Origin of the sequence: Virgibacillus sp. Bac330 (assembly GCF_003667845.1) — a bacterium.
GTDB lineage: Bacteria > Bacillota > Bacilli > Bacillales > Amphibacillaceae > Virgibacillus > Virgibacillus chiguensis.
Genome location: NZ_CP033048.1, coordinates 3,728,782 through 3,746,688, shown reverse-complemented (window position 1 = coordinate 3,746,688; position 17,907 = coordinate 3,728,782). Strand labels below are relative to the sequence as shown.

Below are 17,907 nucleotides of genomic sequence, written 5' to 3'. Positions count from 1 at the left end.
CCTCCTAATAGTATAATAATAGCAGTAATAAAACATAGTAATATTTTAATGTTTTTCAATAAAATCACCTCTTCTATCAATTACAGAAAGGAATGCCTGTCATGAGTTCTACCTCAAAAATTACAGACTTTGAAGCTAGTTTTATATCAGATGAATCGTATGAAGACATTCAAAATAAAATATACATAAAAAACAAAAATGTGTTTATAGCATGGGAAAAGATCGAAACCATCAAAGATAAAGACACCGGCCTTCATGGCTATGTTTTACAGAACCCCGACACAGAGGAAGTTGTTATCAGTTTTCGAGGAACAGAACGCCCAAAGACAACGACAAAACAAGTGGAACAAAAGTATGTTGGTTCCCCCTCTCAAGATGCCCGTCTAGCCGGAGCTGGGGGCGGGGCGAAACTAAAAGATGGTAATCTGATTTATGAAACGAAAGACACGGACTTTTCCGAATATAGCGAATATTATCATATATAGTATAACATATATAAAAAATATATTTTATACTTTTTATAATAGTGTATTCTTATAAATGCTTCATTTTTCTTACAATAGCTACTCCTTTGTCTTTTTGTTTTTAAAATAAACTGTGGTATATTTACTTGTACATAGAAATTGTTCAAGGAGAAAAATGGCATGGAAAACTTGGAAAATCAAATTGAAAAATTAGAGAATCAAGTTGTTGAAAAGATAGCAGATAATGTGTATACATTTGGAGTTTCCAAGACAGTTGGACGTGTATTTGGTATTATTTCGTTAAATAGGGATCCGATGACGCTTGAGCAATTGTCTGAAGCTATGGGAATGAGTAAAATGCGGATGAGCCAGGTTGTTCGGGAAATGATTGAATTAAACCTCGCAGAAAAAGTTTTTATGAAAGGTGTTCGCAAGGATTTAGTAATAGTAGAAAACGATTATTATCAGACGTTTATTGCTTTGTTTACAGCCAATTGGCGGAAAACCATTAGTAAAAGTAAATTGCATGAACATAGCTTATATAAAAAATTGTTGCATGTGCGTGAGGAAGGTATGCTTAACGCAGAATTAGAAGCACAATTGGATAATTTATTAGTAGAAATTAAAGGTTCGCTCGATTACTTGGATTGGATAAGTCGGCTTATTGAATTTTTTGAGTCTGGTGAGATTTTTAAGCATGTGCCAAAAGCCGAGGATAAATGAGACGTCTGTTTGTTATGTATTCGTAAAACGAAGCATAGCTAAAATTATTATGAAGGATAGCATGAATAAATAGGTGTTATAAGTAAAATCTGTGGATTTATGTAAAGCAGACCTGTTCGTATATTAGAACGGGTCTTTTTTTTTATGATCTAGGAAATTATAAAATTTTGCAGCTGTAGATAAACTAACTAAGTTATTTACCACGTCCGACTCCAGCGCCCAGCAACTAGGCGACTTCACTCTATTCCCCTACGCTAAGTCGTCGGTTCGTTCTAAATAGGAAGCCCGCATACTCCTGTTGCAGGAGCATGATTCCTAAAATTTTCGTTGATTCGCGTTCCACTCGCTACGTTGCTAACCGGGCGCCCTGAGCCTTTGTTCTTGCATATAGGAAAGAGGGGATTGTGTGTAACAACATAGCACAATACGCACGGCTTTCATTCTTTTTGACCTAGGATTTTCCCCTACATGTCATGCCGTTTCCTAGCATGGCGGAAAATGTTTATTTGCTGGTAAAAACCGTTTTCAATTATAGTTAAGCTATAACAAGCAAGAAAAATACTTCACAAACAGGAGGTCACCATGAACAGCTCAAAACTTCAGTCCACTTTAATGAAATGGCTGATGCCGATTGCGAATAAAGTGGAGCAACAGAAGCACTTACAAGCAATAAAAGACGGAATGATTGCAATTGTTCCAATTATCATTATAGGTTCGTTTTTTATATTGCCAATTGCATTTATGAACGTATTCCAAAGCGGCCCTATTCATGAGTTTTTTGCTAACCATATTGATAAATTAACGTATCCAGATAAGTTTACAAATGGTTTGTTATCCGTTTATGCTGCATTCTTTATTGCTGATTCCTTGGCGAAAAAGTATGCGATGCATTCTGCGCAATATGGGATTACAGCTGTAATTACCCATGTGATTCTGAGCGGTGTTGTTACGGAAAATGGACTTGATATGACTTATTTAGGAGCACAAGGGTTATTCGTTAGTATTATATCTGCTATTTTAAGCGTTGAAGTGACTCGCTTTATGATTAAGAAAAAAATGGTTGTCCGATTGCCAGACAGCGTACCACAAATGGTAGGAGACAGCTTTAGTAATTTATTCCCAATGATTGTTAATATTCTACTCGGTTCTACTATAGCTATTTTATCGACGAGTTTAGGAGAGGTTGCCTTTCCGCAAGTAATTATGAATGTGCTAGCACCAGCAATCAGTTCGATGGATAGCTTGCCATCCTTATTAATTGTTATATTTCTAACGCAATTTCTTTGGTTTTTTGGTTTACACGGTCCAGCAATTACTTCTGCTGTATGGGCGCCATTTGCGATCACCTACCAAGCGGAAAATATTGCCAACTACGCAGCGGGTGCTGATGTAACCCATATCTTTACATTTGGGTTATACTATAACATATTACAAGTGTCCGGTTCTGGACTTACATTAGGGCTCGTATTACTTATGATGCGTTCAAGAGCGAAAAATTTAAATGCGATTGGAAAAGTGTCCATTATTCCTTCGTTATTTGGAATTAACGAACCACTTATCTTTGGCGCTCCAATCATACTAAATCCATTTATGTTTATTCCTTTTGTCTTTGGTCCACTTATTGTTACGACATTAACTTATTTTGGCATGACATCTGGTCTAATGGGTATGCCAATTGCTAACCCACCAGGATTTTTACCACCTGGGGTAGGAGCCTTCCTCATGACATTGGATTGGCGAGCAGTTGTATTTGTTTTCCTTAGTTTAATTTTAATGACGCTTATCTATTTGCCATTCTTTAAAGCAATGGAAGCAAACGAAATAAAAAAAGAGAGCGAAAAAACAGTTTAAGTGCCGCTTTATAAATGCGTGTCATTAGGAAACCTTAGTAAAATAAAGATAATAAGTAGGTGATATCGATGTTTACGGAACGACAAAAGGAAATTATTGAGTTAATTTTAAAAAATCCAAATGGTATTTTTGGCGCGAAATTAGCTGATAAATTAAATGTGTCCACAAGAACCGTAAGAAACGATATTGCCTCCATCAATAAAACACTAATTCATGAATCGTTGCGCATTTTGTCTTCGAATAAAAAAGGCTATTATCTTTTGCCGGCATATATACAGACTTTAACAGCTTTTATGAATCCTACCACCAACATACAACGTCAAGGATTTCAAAATCAGGAACAACGTTTATATGTTATTTTAGGGAAGGTGCTGTTTTTAAAAGAGCAGGATTGCTTTCAATTAGCGGATGAGCTCTACGTGTCCGAACAAACGATTTTTAAGGACTTAAGCAAAATAAGACAACTCTTGGAAACGAAGTATAAAATACAGCCAATGGAAATCCAGCATAATCAAATTCATTTTTCTGTCTCAGAAGAAGAAATTAGATATTTGTTGTTTAAAATTTTAAAGGAGCTTATTTTATCGGACAAGCCCGATTATTTATCCGATGTCAACCTGTTAGTAGATGGTCACCTTGATCAAAAAGAGTTTGATTTATTAACAATTAAAATGAAAAATTATTTAGCCTCTCAGAAGCTCGTTATAGATGATAAGTCGTTTGAAATGATGGTTGGCGCTATTTATCTTACGGTGTTAAGGAATCGATTTGGATTTACAATAAAGTCTGATGTACAGTCCTATTTTAACGGTAATGTTAGTTCCTTATTACAGGAATTATTGGAATCAGGCATCGATATCAAGGAAAAAGATAAAACGAGTCTTAATCGGTTTTTCTGGTCGCTTAAAATTCCAACAAGTTCAAGTTCGCTAGAAGAAAATATTAGTATAACAGCACTAACCATTTTAAATGAATTTCGTAGAGAAGTATTGGATAAATATAGTATCGATCTAAAGGAAAGCGTAGAAACGATGGAAAATCTGAAAGTGCATATGGAATATATGCTCCGCCGTTTAGATACGAATTATGAACTATCCAATCCAATCATAAATGATATAAAAAAACGGTATCCGTTTTCGTATGAAGTAGCGATGTTAATTGTTCATATTGTATATCGTTATCAAGAGAAGTATTTAGCAGATGATGAAATCTCTTATATTGCGATCTATATTGAAATATTTTTACGAAAAAATAATAACCGTTTGAAGACGATTGTGATTAGCGATACGAGCATGGGAATTAATGATATTATTCAAAATTGGCTCACTAGCAATTTCAGGAACCACGTGGAGGTAGTTGCATGCATGCCATTAATTGCATTAGACAGCTATGTGGAAAATCATCAAGTGGATTTAATCATTACGACGAATATTTTAAACCTTAATCAAGCTATCCCTTGTCATGTTATTGAGCGCATTCCTGAGCGCAGTGATTATTATTCACTTACGAATAAAATACACAAAATTAAAAATAGTAATCGATATGAAAAGCTGATATTGCGCATGTTCAGCGAAGAATTTGTTGACATCTATGAGGAAGATCAGCTCACGTTTGAGGAATTAATTAAAACTATGGCGCAGAAATTAAAACGACATCACCGCATCACGGATATGGAAGGGTATGTAAAGGATGTTATCCAACGTGAGGAAAATTATCCAACAACAATTGGAAAACATTTTATGATCCCACACCCATTGTCTTCATTCGCCAATAAAACAACCGTTCATGTAGCGGTGCTGAAAAAACCTCTTTTGCATAAAGGAGAAAAAATTAGATTGGTGTTTTTGCTAGCCATTGAAAATAAAATGGATGATGACGTAAGCACGTTGTTTCACTTTATGCAGCAATTAGCTTTAGATCAGGATTCCATTGCCAGTTTATTAGATGCAGATGGAAAAGAAGCATTTTTAGAGAAGATTATCGCCTTATCGACATCGTTTTTTAACAAACATTATATAGAGTAGCTTTGTAATAATTTTGTACTAAATTACTGTAGAGGAAAAACGAAAGCTGTTGCCATAAGCTTTACGTTTTTCTAAAAGAGGAGAGAACGAAATGAATATATTATTAGTATGTAATGCTGGAATGTCCAGCTCGATTTTAGTAGATAAAATGAAAAAGGCTGCAGCTGCACAAAATTTGGATGTAGTCGTAGAAGCGAGATCAAATAATGCCATTAACGAAGAAAAAGGAAAATGGGATATTTGTTTAGTAGGCCCACAAATTATCTATGCGGTTGACTCTATTAAAGCAACTTTAGGCATTCCGGTTGCTGCTGTGGAGCCACGAACTTATGCCATGGCGAATGGTGAAGAGGCTTTGAAACAAGCTTTCAAAATGCATGAGGAAGGGAAAGCATAATTTATGTCCAAGGTAGAGCGATTATCAGAAATAGCAATGAAAATTATTACCTGTGCAGGGCTTGCTAAATCGAATTATTTAATGGCTTTAGAAGATGCGAAAAAAGGTAATGTAGAAGAAGCGCAAAAAAAGTTACAAGAAGGTTCCGATGTATTTGCTGAGGCGCATCATGTACATGCCTCTGCATTATCTGATGAAATGAAAGAGTTGGAGCCACAAGTAACATTACTACTTGTGCATGCAGAAGACCAGCTTATGAATGCAGAAACGATAAAAATATTAGTGCAAGAATTAATGGAAATTCATCAGGCAAAATAAGCTAAAATCCTATTAAAAGGATAAGAATAGTAGATTATATAATGAAGGAGATAAATAGACATGAATGAAACGTATAATATCTGGGCGGAAACGAAAACAAGAAATAATTTACAGGTGGATGAAGTTGTTTCATCTTTACAAAAATCTATCCGCAGAGCGATGGTGGAAGAAGCTTGTGCATATGCTTATGAATTATATATTAGCTCCCCGCAATTACTTGATAGAATGTGGAGAAGATTATTAACTATTTCTGTAGAAGATATTGGATTTGGTAACTTGGATGCTGCTATTCATGTGCAAAACTTAAATGAAATGCGTAAAAATTTCCCATACAGTGATGGTGACCAGCCGATGTACTTTATTCATGCCATCCGTATTTTATGTGAAAGCACGAAAGATAGATCGAGTGACTTTTTAAAAAATATTATAATTAAAGGTTTTGCAATGGGGCAAAAACCAGAAATTATGGACGTAGCATTGGATAAGCATACAAAACGAGGAAAAGAAATGGGACGCGGTTCCAAACATTTCTTTGAAGAAGGAACCAAGGTTATCCCACAAATGAAAGTAGACAATGATTATCGTGAGCGTTACGGTAAAATTTTGGAGACGTATGATCCAAAAAATGCAGTGCCAAATGCATTTGTTTATAGCCCAGACCAGTTTTAAGAGCAAAGGCTCGAGTCGCCCGTTTAGTAACGCAGCGAGTGGAACGAAGGAACTAAAGTTTTAGGAATCATGCCACTAAAACAGGGGTATGTGGACGATGGGCGATGAAGCTGGACGTGGCTAATTAGCTTAGTAAGTTTATCCACAGCTGCAAACCATATTATGCTAGAGCGTGAAAAAGGCTGCATCTCTAAGTAGGGGTGCAGCCTATTTTTTAATACCGTGCAGAAATAAATCGATAATTGTTTGGATCATAATTTCTTTGTCATTTGTAAATCCATCTAGTTGGAGCACATGATGACTGATAATATAGCCAAACATGATGTAGAATAGTAGGTCAACGACTGCTTGGCTATTTACATCTCTAAATTCTTCCTTCCTAATTCGATGATTGACAAAATGGAGTGCTTCATGTTGAGCTGGCTTTGTGATGTTATGGATTACAGATTGGCGAACTTGCTCATTATTTAAACATTCTCTAATCAAAACTTTAAGTACACCATCATTTTTTTCTAATAAATCAAGTCTATCTTTCATTAAAGCTTCTAATATTTCTTCTGTATTAACATTTGTAGTATTAAATTGCGTTATAACTTCTTTAAGAATGGAGGGCGAACTAACCTGTATAATTAAAGGAGCTAATAATTGATGTAATAAATTCTTTTTGGATTTAAAGTTGCGAAATAATGTGATTTCAGCTACACCAGCTAATTTAGCTATTTCAGAAGTAGAGCTGTTTTCATAGCCTTTTTCGGAAAATAAATTTTTTGCGGCGTTAAGAATTTTTAATTGGCTTTGTGATAATTGCTTCTCTTCTCTCATGGTATTTGTAAAGTTTTCGATTACTTGCTGCAATTCGTCTGTATCATTTTGCTTATCCATATTTTCACCTCCATTTCTTCCGGATAAAGGTGCTGTAAGACCTATCCCATCAAGAATTGAAAGCTGGGAAATGGATAAAAGTCTAAGGGAAGATACAGCACCTCATTTTCCAATTTGTTTAGAGTCATACCCTTGGGTTGCTCACCATCATGATAAAATGAGAACTTTGCTTTATTTTAGCCGTTTTTTAAAACTCAGTGTAGTTGCTATACATAGTATGACAGTAAAAGTTAGCAGAATCAAAGTTTGTTTCCATAGTTCTTCTATGCCAATACCTTTTAAAAATATCCCGCGTAATATTTCTAGAAAATAAGTAAGTGGAATGAAGCCACCCATAGCTTGAATAATAAAGGGCATAGGTTCTCTTGGAAAGACAAATCCTGAAATAATAACGCTAGGTAAAATAATAGCAAACGCTATTTGCATTGCTTGTAATTGATTTTTTGCTATGGTTGAAACGAGGATACCCATGGCTAACGTCGTAATGAGAAACAAGATGCTTAGTAAAATTAATAAAGGGATACTTCCTTGAATAGGGGCTCCGAACCATAAAACGCCGGATATTAACACAAATAAAAAAGAGATAAACCCAATAACCGTATAGGGCGTTAGTTTTCCTAAAATTAATTCACGAGGTTTAATAGGAGTGACAATAAGTTGTTCCATCGTCCCTCTTTCTTTCTCCCTAACTAAAGAAAAGGCGGTAAGAATTAAAATGACCTCTTGCATAATTAAGCCGATTAACCCAGGGATATTAAACTTCATCATATCCATGTCAGGATTGTAAAAAACACGGCTTTCCTCTTTTATTGGTTGGCTTATTTCTTGAACTCCTTGGTTGTTAAGTTGTTTTTTTTGAATGACTAAAGATGTGTGTTGTGAGATTAAACGAGCATTCTTTAACGCTGTGTTAGCGATATTTGGATCGGAACCATCAATTAATAGTTGGATAGATGCTTCCTGAATGGGGATTTGCTTGGAAAAATTCGGTGGAATAACAATTGCCATACCAATTTTACCATTGTCCAGTAAATGATCAACTTCCTCGTATGATGTTACATGGTATGATGTCGTAAAATAATGACTATTCCCATACTGTTGAATCAGATTTCTACTTTCTTGCGTTTTATTTTGATCCCAAATCGCGATGTCCATATTTTCGACTTCTGAACTTACCGCATATCCTAATAAGAATAAGAGCATGACAGGCAAGACTAAAGCGATTGCTAGGCTTGCTGGATCTTTTTTGATTTGAATGATTTCTTTTTTGACAATAGAAATATAGCGGCCTAGCGAGATGGAGGAAAAACGTTTAGGCATAGGTTAAGCCTCCGTTAAGAAGTGTTTTTTCTTGTTGTTCTTTCACTAATTTTATAAATAAGTCATCTAAATGGTGGACGTTATGCTCTGTTTTTAATTCTTGAGGTGTCCCGGAGACGAGAATGGTGCCATAAAAGATAAAACCAATTTCTGTACACAATTCTGCTTCATCCATATAATGTGTGGTTACCAAGACTGTAATCCCATCTTTAGATAAGTCGGTTATAATGTCCCAAAAAATTTTCCGCGACCCCTGGATCAACACCTGCTGTTGGTTCATCTAAAACTAATAATTCTGGTTTGTGTAGGAGGGCGCAACTAAGAGCTAATCGCTGTTTCCAACCACCTGACAAATTGCTAGCGCGTTGATTTAAGCGTCCAGATAGCCCTGTTACCGTAATTACTTCTTCTTGTCTCGCTTTACTTTCCTTGCCGGTAAGCCCATAAACCCCGGCATAAAAGTCTAAATTCTCTTTCATTGTTAATTCTTCGTATAAACTGAATTTTTGCGACATATAGCCAATCTTTTGCTTAATACGTTCTGATTCTGTTTTTATATCATGGCTTACTACAGTACCCTTTCCTGATGTCGGTTTTAAAACACCACATAGCATTCGAATCATCGTCGACTTGCCCGAACCGTTTGGACCTAAAAACCCGTATATATGCCCTTTGTTAATTTGCAAATTAACTTTGTTTACTGCGAGTATGTTACCAAACTGTTTCGTTAATTGTTTTGTTTCAATGGCTAACAATGTCATACCTCCTTTAGTTAAAGTTCCACGTAAACTGTCATACCTGGTTTTAGCTCGTTTTCTGCGGATATGTCTATCGTAATTGCAAATACACGCTTAGCTGTTTCTTCTTTAGTTTGAATGTTATTAGGTGTAAATTGAGCTTCTGTTGCAATATTTTTCACTTTTCCTGTAAAGGTTTTATCTAAATAAGCATTGGTTGTCAACTCTACACTTTGGTTGTGTTCCAATTTATTAAGGTCTTTCTCAGCAATGTAGACAATTACTTCTTTTATAGAGGGATCAATGATAGATAAAAGGTTTTCTCCAGCGTTTGCCAACTCGCCTTCTGAAATATAGACATCTTGAATTCTTCCTCTAATGGGAGATTTGATGTTGGATCTTTCTTTTTCTAAGGATAATAATTCTTCTTTTATTTTAGCCTGTTTTACAGCCTCGTTCGCTTGTTGTATTAATTCTTCACGTCCGGAAGCTTCAGCCTCTGTTTTTTCTGCTTCGGCAATTTCAATAGCGTACTTTGCTTCTGCGATTTTCAGATTTAGTTTCTCCATATCCAGCGTGAGCAAAGAATCATTTTTACTGACATGTTCCCCTTCGTCAATATCAATGCTATCGACTAGTGCAGTAGTTTCCGCTTGTATGAATTGTTTATGACCTTCTACAGTTCCTGAATAAGTGGTACTGTCATTGTCCGTTGAAGAGCAGCCAAATAAAATAAATAGTATAACTGGCGAAAAAACAATTAATGCCCTCATTAAAAGCACCTCCCAAAATGTTTGTTAGTAATTACTTACATATATAATACGTGAAATGATGGAATACGTAAAGGGCTTAGCAAAGAAACTTTAGAATAATGAAAATGAAAAAAAGATTGTAATATGGAAGTGAATGATTTGTACGTATAAAAAATCTCTTTTCCTGTTCGAAGACAGAAAAAGAGATTTGTGTATACCATTGCAAGATTTTTCACTATAGTAAGCCAAGTTTATCTAGCTTGAAATGAGTTAAATGTATAATATGACAAAAATTTTCGTCGGCAAGTTTGCGAAAGTCTGCTGGTTTATAAGGTATGCGAGTTGGGAGTCACCATAAGTCAAGTGTTTTAAAAATCTAGCTCGTTGTTACAGCCCTGCATTAGTAGCGCCAAATATTCTTTCCTTCAACCAGCGTCCTGTTGGAGTATCGGCAAGTCCGCCTTCTCCTGTTTCTCGTAACGCAGAAGGCATTGTTTTTCCAATTCGATACATAGCTCCAATCACTTCATCACAAGGAATTCTACTTGTAACACCTGCTAATGCCATGTCTGCAGATACAATTGCAAGTGCGGAGCCGCCAGCATTTCGTTTTACACAAGGAACTTCAACAAGGCCTGCTACAGGATCACAGACGAGCCCCAGCATGTTTTTTAAAGTCATGGCAAATGCTTCTGCAGATTGCTGAGGTGTTCCTCCAGCCATTTCCACAATAGCTGCTGAAGCCATAGCGCCAGCTGATCCTACTTCTGCTTGGCAACCACCAGCTGCTCCTGAGATAAATGCATTATTTGCTACGACAAAGCCAAATGCACCGGCAGTAAATAAATAGCGAATCATTTGCTCGCGAGTAGGGTGTAATTGGTTTTTAACTGCAAATAACGTTCCTGGAACACACCCGGCGCTCCCTGCAGTTGGGGTTGCACAAATCGTTCCCATGGCAGCATTTACTTCGTTTGTTCCCATGGCCTTACTTACCCCATCTAAAAGCAGATGACCGGATAGTGGTGTTTTCTCTTTCATATAATTTTGAATTAGGACGGCGTCTCCCCCTGTTAAGCCAGTAACAGATTTCACGCCTTGTAAACTTTCTTCAATGGCATTTTCCATGACTTCAAGATTTTTTTCCATACTTGCGATTACTTCTTCACGCGTTTGTTCTTTAACATCCATTTCTTGTTGGATCATTACTTCTGATAGTAATATATTTTCTTTTTCGGCGATTTCCACCAGTTCGGCTACTGTTCGAAACATAGACAAACTCCTTTCTGTTTTACAGGCTATAATATAAAATAAGCATTATATCGCCTGATTTTTAAATATTTCGTCTTAAATTAACTAATAATTGTACAAACATTAGTAATATGTGGTGCTTGGCGTAATTCATTCAAAAGCGTATCTTTGATATTTTGATCGACTTCAATAACCATTAACGCAGCATCACCAACATCCTTTCGATTTACTTCCATGTGACCAATGTTTATTTCATGTTTGGCTAAAATGGTTGTTACGGAAGCGATCGCGCCAAAGCGGTCATTATGCATGATTAACAGCGCAGGATGGTTGCCAGATAAACGTAGCTTAAAACCATTTAATTCCGTAATTTCGACTTTGCCACCACCAATGGATATGCCGACTAACTCGACTTGGTTTTGATCATTACCAACAATTAATCGGGCTGTATTAGGGTGGTCTACAGCTGCTGTATCTTCAATAAAATCAATGGAAAAATTGCGTTCTTTTACTATTTCTAATGATTGATTCATACGTGGGTCATCTGTTTCAAAGCCAAGCAACCCTCCCACTAAAGCGAAATCTGTGCCATGCCCTTTATGCGTTTTAGCAAATGATTCATATAAATGTATTTTGGCCCAGTTCGGTTCAGACCCTAATAAATTTCTAGCTGCTTTACCAATTCGCGCTGCACCAGCAGTATGGGAACTGGATGGTCCTATCATAACAGGACCAATAATATCGAACACAGAATTGTATTTCATATGTGGTCACCACCTTAAAAAATTGTTTGAAGTATTCCTAGAAATGGGTTATGGATTTTACTGACGTTGTAGATAAATATATCTTGACAGGATTATCGGAGAAATAAGAAGCTTTCCCCGATAAGATAAATTACGTTTTTAGAAAGATAAGAAGTATAAAATCAGGTGCTAGTGGTTCGGAAAAAAACTACTAACACGTCTTGCGTCATTGCCTACCAACTAGGTGACTTCACGAAAACGCTTTACGATACGTCATCATTGCCCCTAAGAGGCACGCCGACTAAAAATGAGCTTGACGGCTAACGGCATCATTTCCCTGTTTTCATGGCATGATTCCTTTTCCCGTTAATTCGTTCCATTCGCAACGCTGTATACAGATGTTTGCACCTTTGTTCATGGCTTCGTGCTTCGTGCTTCATAAATGGCGGTTTTATTCGCGTCAAGTATGTTAGTAACGAACATGATTCCAGAAAATCTAGTTGATCTTATCGTTACCCATTAATGTCAACTAATTCGCGTATACGTTTCATTTTAAAGTTTCTTAAATGGGCTCTGAGCCAAAAAAACTCCATCATGCATGGAATCCTGCCACAAAAAAGAGTAAGCAAGGTGCATTTATTGGGCGTCTATATGTGAAGGATTCTTTATCGCTACCTAAAAATGATAGTCAGGAGCTTTGTCTGCACTTAACATAGTAACTTTTAAACCTGGCCTCCCATCGTACCACAGAAGGCAACTTTTAGACAATCTTATCTATTCCATTTGTTTTCTGGATATTACCACTGTACATATCTGCGTTTAGCAACCCAATATTTCAATTATTGTTATTTTCGTTAAGCGATACGATTCGTAGATAACGGTAAACACTTGATTCAGACATTCCCATGACTTTAGCAACGTCCATTACCGTACCTTTAATATCAAATACACCATGTTCCTTTAATTTGGAAATAACGAGTTTTTTTTGTTCAGTTGATAATTGGGCACCCGATTCTAATATATCTTTGTCTACTTGTGTATAAATAATGTTGTGAATATTTTCGGTCAGTTTTTCAACGGATTGTTCCTGTTCGGTTTGTTTGTCTATATACTCTATATCCCAGCTTAGGTTAGCTAAATGTAATAAATCCTTTGCGACTTTCCGATAGGCATCTGCATCAAAGTTTATACATAAAAGACCTTGTAATTGACCGTTATGGTCTTTGATAAACATGGTAGACGAACGAAATTTCTTACCCTTTGGCCCTTCTCCAACATAATTTACAACAAAATCTTTCTTTAAATATACTTTGTCCTCAATTAATTTTTTTGCATAGTTCGTTAAGGGGCTATTTAATGATCTTCCACTTAATTCGCCATGGATGATGTGACCAATGTGAGAACCTCCATCAGAATCTAAAACATGTAATACGAATTCATAATTAGAACCACAAATTTCACCAAAATAATTCATTATATTTTTATAGTGTCGAAAAAGTTGATCATCCAAATCGGTACTCCTCCTTTTTATAACTCTTTTTTTGAATGATTGGTTATGCATTTTTAAGATAAATTTAAGCGCGAATTGTTTATGTTTATCATCATGAATGTATCACAACTACTGATGATAAAAAGAGTTCAAAAAGGGTTGTTCGTTCTTTAATAAATGCCCATTCTTCATTTATCCCATTCATTTTTCCTTGTTATTCATTGTTATTTAATTCACAATCGGCTAAAACATCTTTCTAAACTTATTAAACAAATTATGCTAGACGAACAAGTTTTGCAATGGAACATCTCGGATTTCAACTGCTAAACAAGAAGATAATAAACATTCTTCATTTAAAAAATTGGTGGAATGGAACGCTTTTTTATACAGATAATTATAACAGATTTTAAAGACAATCCAATATAATAATAATAAATTTTTGTTATAAAAATATTTTATTATTATATGTTGACGCTTTATATTGCATGTGATATTCTTAATTTGTAATAATAAATTATTATGCTAGAAATTTTTTATCAGAACAGTCGTGCGCTATTTAAAAAAAGACTAGGTAACTTGTTCTTGCATCATTTCAAAATAATATTAGGAGGTGAAATCTAAAATAGAAATAACAAACTAGAAACGGTATTCTTATCGATTATTTGACGTATTTTGAAAGCGGTTTTGTTATATGTAGTTCTTGCTATCCGTAATAAAGAAAGTAATTACTACAGTTTTAGAATTATTGCTTTTATTATTTTTCTAGTCTAACAAGTGGTTTAACTTCATATTGTTATAAAATTTAAAATATTTAGTAAACTATTCGCTTTGACCACATTAGAAGCATTTTCAAATAAAATTTAACCGGATTTAAATGCGTTTTCATTTTAATAAATGTTATCTCAAGATTATTCTGTGAAATTAATTAAATTCAAGGGAGGATTGGTCATGAGCGTAGTAACGATGAGAGAAAAAAAGAATGTCAGTTACAAAAGTTGTTTTGATGTGATTGGACCAGTTATGATAGGACCCTCAAGTTCACATACGGCAGGCGCTTTAGCAATGGGATTGATTGCAAATAAATTATTTAAAAAACTTCCAAAAAAAGTGGTAGTAAAGTATTACGAATCTTTTGCAGAAACGCATAAAGGACACGGAACAGATTTAGCGATTATTTCTGGTATATTAGGTTTTGAGGCTGATGATAGCAGGGTGCTAGAGGCTATTAAAATAGCAGAATCTAAAGGTATTGATATTACTTTTTTAGAAAAGTCAGGAGATAGCCCTGCTGGACATCCCAATACTGCTGATATTTACCTCGAGGATGATAGCCGATATATTCGAACAATGGGCATTTCAGTTGGTGGCGGATTGATTAAAGTGAAACATATTGAAATCGATGGATTTACCTTACAACTCGAAGGTTCATTACCGATCATGATAGCAATTTCGGGAAGCGACAATCTGGAACTTGAATTGCACAGAATATTTAAAAAACACGACGTGGACATTAATAACTCTACCAGTTTGGAGAAAGACGGAAAATACTTATACCAATTCGATTTGGATTCACAATTAAGTAGTGATGCTCGGAAAGAATTAGAAAAACTCAGTGAGACAGCTAATGTCATTATACTTTAATTATTACTAGGGGGTGAAACAGGTATGTATATGTCCATTAAAGAAATAGTAGATGCTGCAAATGAAAGACAAGTACCCATTTATACATTAGCAATAGAGCAGGAAATGGAAGTAATGAGATCTACTTTTGATGAAACTTGGAGTAAGATGGAAAAGAATTTAAAAACGATGGAAAATGCTGTGAATAAAAGCACTGAAGGCGATGGCGTATTTTCCCTGACAGGGTTAACTGGAGGAGAAGCGGTAAAAATAAAAAAATATCGTGCTAACGGGAAAACGCTTTCTGGTGATATAATGATGAACGGTGTCCAGAATGCTATAGGTACAAATGAAGTGAACGCAGCTATGGGGGTTATTTGCGCTACGCCAACCGCTGGGGCAAGTGGTACCACACCAGGTGTGCTATTTACTATTAAAGAAACATTACAGTTAAGTCGTGAAGAACAGATTCATTTTCTGTTTACTTCATCATTATTTGGCATGATTGTAGCAAATAATGCGTGCATTGCAGGAGCTTTAGGAGGGTGTCAAGCAGAAGTAGGTAGTGCCTCCGCAATGGCGGCTGCAGCGGCAGTAGAAGCTGCAGGAGGGACACCAGAGCAATCAGCGCACGCTTTCTCGACCGCTCTACAAAATTTACTTGGTTTAGTTTGTGATCCAGTCGCAGGTTTAGTAGAGGTTCCTTGTGTAAAAAGGAATGCCGTTGGAACGGCTAATGCATTAGTGGCAGCAGATTTAGCATTGGCTGGTGTAGAAAATTTAATAAATGCTGATGAAGCAGTTGAGGCAATGTATAAAGTGGGTAGACAGATGCCACGGGAATTAAGGGAAACTGGATTAGGTGGGGTTGCAGACACGCCGACAGGAATTGCTATTAGAAATAAAGTTCTTGGAAAAGAAGAATAAGTTTTATCCTTCATTTGAGTAGGTTAGCGCCCAAAAAGATTATCCAAAAAGCAAGTGAAGTAAAACCACAATTGATAAATCAATATATTAAAATGATGAAGTGACCTTTTTGGGCGAGAACTACATTATAAATAAAACATTTATTTCTAACAAATTGTGAAATTATGAACAATAATTAAAATTTATACCTCACAAGGAGGAAATTAAAATGGGTCAAACTGTGGCTAAAGTACAGGAAGTTGAAAAAACTACAGAAGATGTTAAACAATATAAAAATCCTAATAAATGGCATATGCAAGATACCACTTGGGCAATGAGTCTTTTTGGAACAGCAATTGGGGCAGGGGTACTCTTCTTACCAATTAATGCTGGGGCAGGGGGGATATTATCTTTACTTTTAATTACGGTACTGGCATTTCCTGTCATGTACTTTTCACATCGGGCAATGGCTAAAATGATCTACTCTTCCGAATCTGCTGCTGGCGGGATTACTGCTACAGTGAGGGAATATTTCGGAAAAAAAGCTAGTACGGTTTTTGATATCATCTATTTCTTTTCGATCTATGCCATCTTACTTATGTATGCAGTTTCGTTAACGAATACTGCAGGAAGTTTCATGGAGCACCAATTGAATATGCAGGCGCCATCAAGAATTATCCTATCGCTTATTTTGGTTCTTGGTCTAATTTTTATGGTGAACTTTGGTCATGATGTCACTGTAAAAGTAATGAGCTGGATTGTATATCCATTTATAGCAGCCTTGGTGTTTTTATCTTTATACTTAATTCCCCAATGGGATTTATCAAATTTAAGTTTAGCTGGTAATTTTGCATCTGCAAATGGAGGTGTAGGTTTTACAGATGTTTTAGGAATGACTTGGTTTATCCTACCAATTATCGTATTTTCGTTTAACCATTCTCCTATGATATCTACTTTTGTTATTAAGCAACGGGAAAGTTATGGAATAGAAAATGTAGACCAGAAGTGTGCTAAAATACAAAAAGTTTGTTATATCATAACGATTTCAGTTGTGTTGTTCTTTGTATTCAGTTCTGTTTTAAGTGTCACTACTAGTGAATTGGAAATTGCCAAAGAACAAAACTTACCAATACTTTCGTTTCTTGCTAATAAATACAGTATGCCGTTATTTGCCTATGCAGCTCCTATCATTGCTTTTATTGCTATTACAAAATCGTTTCTTGGCCATTACGTAGGTGCATATGAAGGGCTAGAGGACATTATTGTGCAAGCCTTTAAATCCCGTGGAAAAGATATAAATAGTAAAAGAGTAAAGAATATCATTGTTGGTTTTATGATTGTGACATGCTGGCTAGTTGCTTATGCGAACCCAAGTATTCTTGATCTTATCGATATGATTAATGCACCACTAATTGCGTTGATATTATTCTTATTACCAATGTATGCAATTTATAAAGTGCCTGCACTAGCTAAATACAGAAAACATTATATTACCAACGCATTTGTCATTATTGTGGGTATACTAGTAGTTCTATCAAGTATTAAAGCATTCTTTTAATCTACGAGACTTTTTATTAGATAGTCAGGAGGGGGAGTTTATCTGTCCCAAACGGTTTGAAAAAAATAAGTCCAAACGTCTTGACCTTATTCTTAATTGAATAAGGTTTTTTTACTGTCGCTCGACTAGATTTATCACTTAATAATAGTTTTACAATTTTTATGTTCTCACCTCTTTTAATGGAAGTAGTGATAAAAATTGCC

Annotated in this window: 18 protein-coding genes; 10 read left to right on the top strand and 8 right to left on the bottom strand. The window is 35.6% G+C overall.

What is annotated here, in order from left to right:
- Positions 1 to 101: 101 nt before the first annotated feature.
- The 7 genes from D9780_RS17375 (at position 102) to D9780_RS17345 (ending at position 6,446) form a co-directional block, all read left to right on the top strand.
- On the top strand, positions 102 to 485 hold the full coding sequence (locus D9780_RS17375; RefSeq protein ID WP_121640993.1) for a hypothetical protein: 384 nt from the start codon (positions 102 to 104) through the stop codon (positions 483 to 485).
- Between the two features lie 159 nt (positions 486 to 644).
- Complete coding sequence (locus tag D9780_RS17370) at positions 645 to 1,187, top strand: GbsR/MarR family transcriptional regulator (RefSeq protein ID WP_121640992.1); 543 nt, start codon at positions 645 to 647, stop codon at positions 1,185 to 1,187.
- A gap of 582 nt (positions 1,188 to 1,769) precedes the next feature.
- The gene (locus D9780_RS17365) at positions 1,770 to 3,038 is read left to right on the top strand and encodes a PTS sugar transporter subunit IIC (RefSeq protein WP_073008290.1); all 1,269 of its coding nucleotides are present in this window, start codon (positions 1,770 to 1,772) and stop codon (positions 3,036 to 3,038) included.
- A 68-nt stretch (positions 3,039 to 3,106) separates the two neighbouring features.
- Positions 3,107 to 5,062: a BglG family transcription antiterminator gene (locus tag D9780_RS17360; RefSeq protein WP_121640991.1), complete on the top strand. Its 1,956-nt coding sequence runs from the start codon at positions 3,107 to 3,109 to the stop codon at positions 5,060 to 5,062.
- A 91-nt stretch (positions 5,063 to 5,153) separates the two neighbouring features.
- Entirely contained in the window at positions 5,154 to 5,459 is a 306-nt protein-coding gene (locus D9780_RS17355; protein ID WP_077701844.1) for a PTS sugar transporter subunit IIB, read from the top strand.
- A gap of 3 nt (positions 5,460 to 5,462) precedes the next feature.
- Positions 5,463 to 5,777, top strand: a complete 315-nt coding sequence (locus tag D9780_RS17350; protein WP_073008281.1) for a PTS sugar transporter subunit IIA — start codon at positions 5,463 to 5,465, stop codon at positions 5,775 to 5,777.
- Positions 5,778 to 5,837: 60 nt separating this feature from the next.
- Positions 5,838 to 6,446, top strand: a complete 609-nt coding sequence (locus D9780_RS17345) for a hypothetical protein (RefSeq protein ID WP_121640990.1) — start codon at positions 5,838 to 5,840, stop codon at positions 6,444 to 6,446.
- Positions 6,447 to 6,653: 207 nt separating this feature from the next.
- Here D9780_RS17345 and D9780_RS17340 read toward each other — a convergent pair whose 3' ends face one another.
- The 8 genes from D9780_RS17340 to D9780_RS17310 form a co-directional block, all read right to left on the bottom strand.
- On the bottom strand, positions 6,654 to 7,328 hold the full coding sequence (locus D9780_RS17340; RefSeq protein WP_121640989.1) for a TetR/AcrR family transcriptional regulator: 675 nt from the start codon (positions 7,326 to 7,328) through the stop codon (positions 6,654 to 6,656).
- A gap of 171 nt (positions 7,329 to 7,499) precedes the next feature.
- Positions 7,500 to 8,648: an ABC transporter permease gene (locus D9780_RS17335; RefSeq protein ID WP_121640988.1), complete on the bottom strand. Its 1,149-nt coding sequence runs from the start codon at positions 8,646 to 8,648 to the stop codon at positions 7,500 to 7,502.
- On the bottom strand, positions 8,641 to 8,841 hold the full coding sequence (locus D9780_RS21710) for an ATP-binding cassette domain-containing protein (protein ID WP_371413672.1): 201 nt from the start codon (positions 8,839 to 8,841) through the stop codon (positions 8,641 to 8,643). The genes D9780_RS17335 and D9780_RS21710 overlap by 8 nt, the downstream gene beginning before the upstream one ends.
- A gap of 16 nt (positions 8,842 to 8,857) precedes the next feature.
- Positions 8,858 to 9,403, bottom strand: a complete 546-nt coding sequence (locus D9780_RS17330; RefSeq protein WP_371413671.1) for an ABC transporter ATP-binding protein — start codon at positions 9,401 to 9,403, stop codon at positions 8,858 to 8,860.
- 17 nt (positions 9,404 to 9,420) lie between these two features.
- Positions 9,421 to 10,158 (bottom strand): HlyD family secretion protein, encoded by a 738-nt coding sequence (locus D9780_RS17325; RefSeq protein ID WP_121640987.1) that lies wholly within the window; start codon positions 10,156 to 10,158, stop codon positions 9,421 to 9,423.
- A 366-nt stretch (positions 10,159 to 10,524) separates the two neighbouring features.
- Positions 10,525 to 11,409: an L-serine ammonia-lyase, iron-sulfur-dependent, subunit alpha gene (sdaAA, locus tag D9780_RS17320; protein ID WP_121640986.1), complete on the bottom strand. Its 885-nt coding sequence runs from the start codon at positions 11,407 to 11,409 to the stop codon at positions 10,525 to 10,527.
- Between the two features lie 80 nt (positions 11,410 to 11,489).
- Positions 11,490 to 12,152 carry an L-serine ammonia-lyase, iron-sulfur-dependent subunit beta gene (gene sdaAB, locus D9780_RS17315; protein ID WP_121640985.1) on the bottom strand — a complete coding sequence of 221 codons (663 nt, stop codon included), beginning with the start codon at positions 12,150 to 12,152 and terminating at the stop codon, positions 11,490 to 11,492.
- An 814-nt stretch (positions 12,153 to 12,966) separates the two neighbouring features.
- Positions 12,967 to 13,641, bottom strand: coding sequence for a helix-turn-helix transcriptional regulator (locus D9780_RS17310; RefSeq protein ID WP_073008250.1), 675 nt, complete (start codon positions 13,639 to 13,641; stop codon positions 12,967 to 12,969).
- A gap of 927 nt (positions 13,642 to 14,568) precedes the next feature.
- Between D9780_RS17310 and sdaAB (D9780_RS17305) the strand changes: the two genes are divergently transcribed.
- The 3 genes from sdaAB (D9780_RS17305) (at position 14,569) to D9780_RS17295 (ending at position 17,704) form a co-directional block, all read left to right on the top strand.
- Entirely contained in the window at positions 14,569 to 15,261 is a 693-nt protein-coding gene (gene sdaAB, locus D9780_RS17305; protein ID WP_371413670.1) for an L-serine ammonia-lyase, iron-sulfur-dependent subunit beta, read from the top strand.
- A gap of 24 nt (positions 15,262 to 15,285) precedes the next feature.
- Positions 15,286 to 16,167 (top strand): L-serine ammonia-lyase, iron-sulfur-dependent, subunit alpha, encoded by an 882-nt coding sequence (sdaAA, locus tag D9780_RS17300; protein ID WP_121640984.1) that lies wholly within the window; start codon positions 15,286 to 15,288, stop codon positions 16,165 to 16,167.
- 208 nt (positions 16,168 to 16,375) lie between these two features.
- The gene (locus tag D9780_RS17295; protein WP_121640983.1) at positions 16,376 to 17,704 is read left to right on the top strand and encodes an aromatic amino acid transport family protein; all 1,329 of its coding nucleotides are present in this window, start codon (positions 16,376 to 16,378) and stop codon (positions 17,702 to 17,704) included.
- The last annotated feature ends 203 nt before the right edge of the window (positions 17,705 to 17,907 follow it).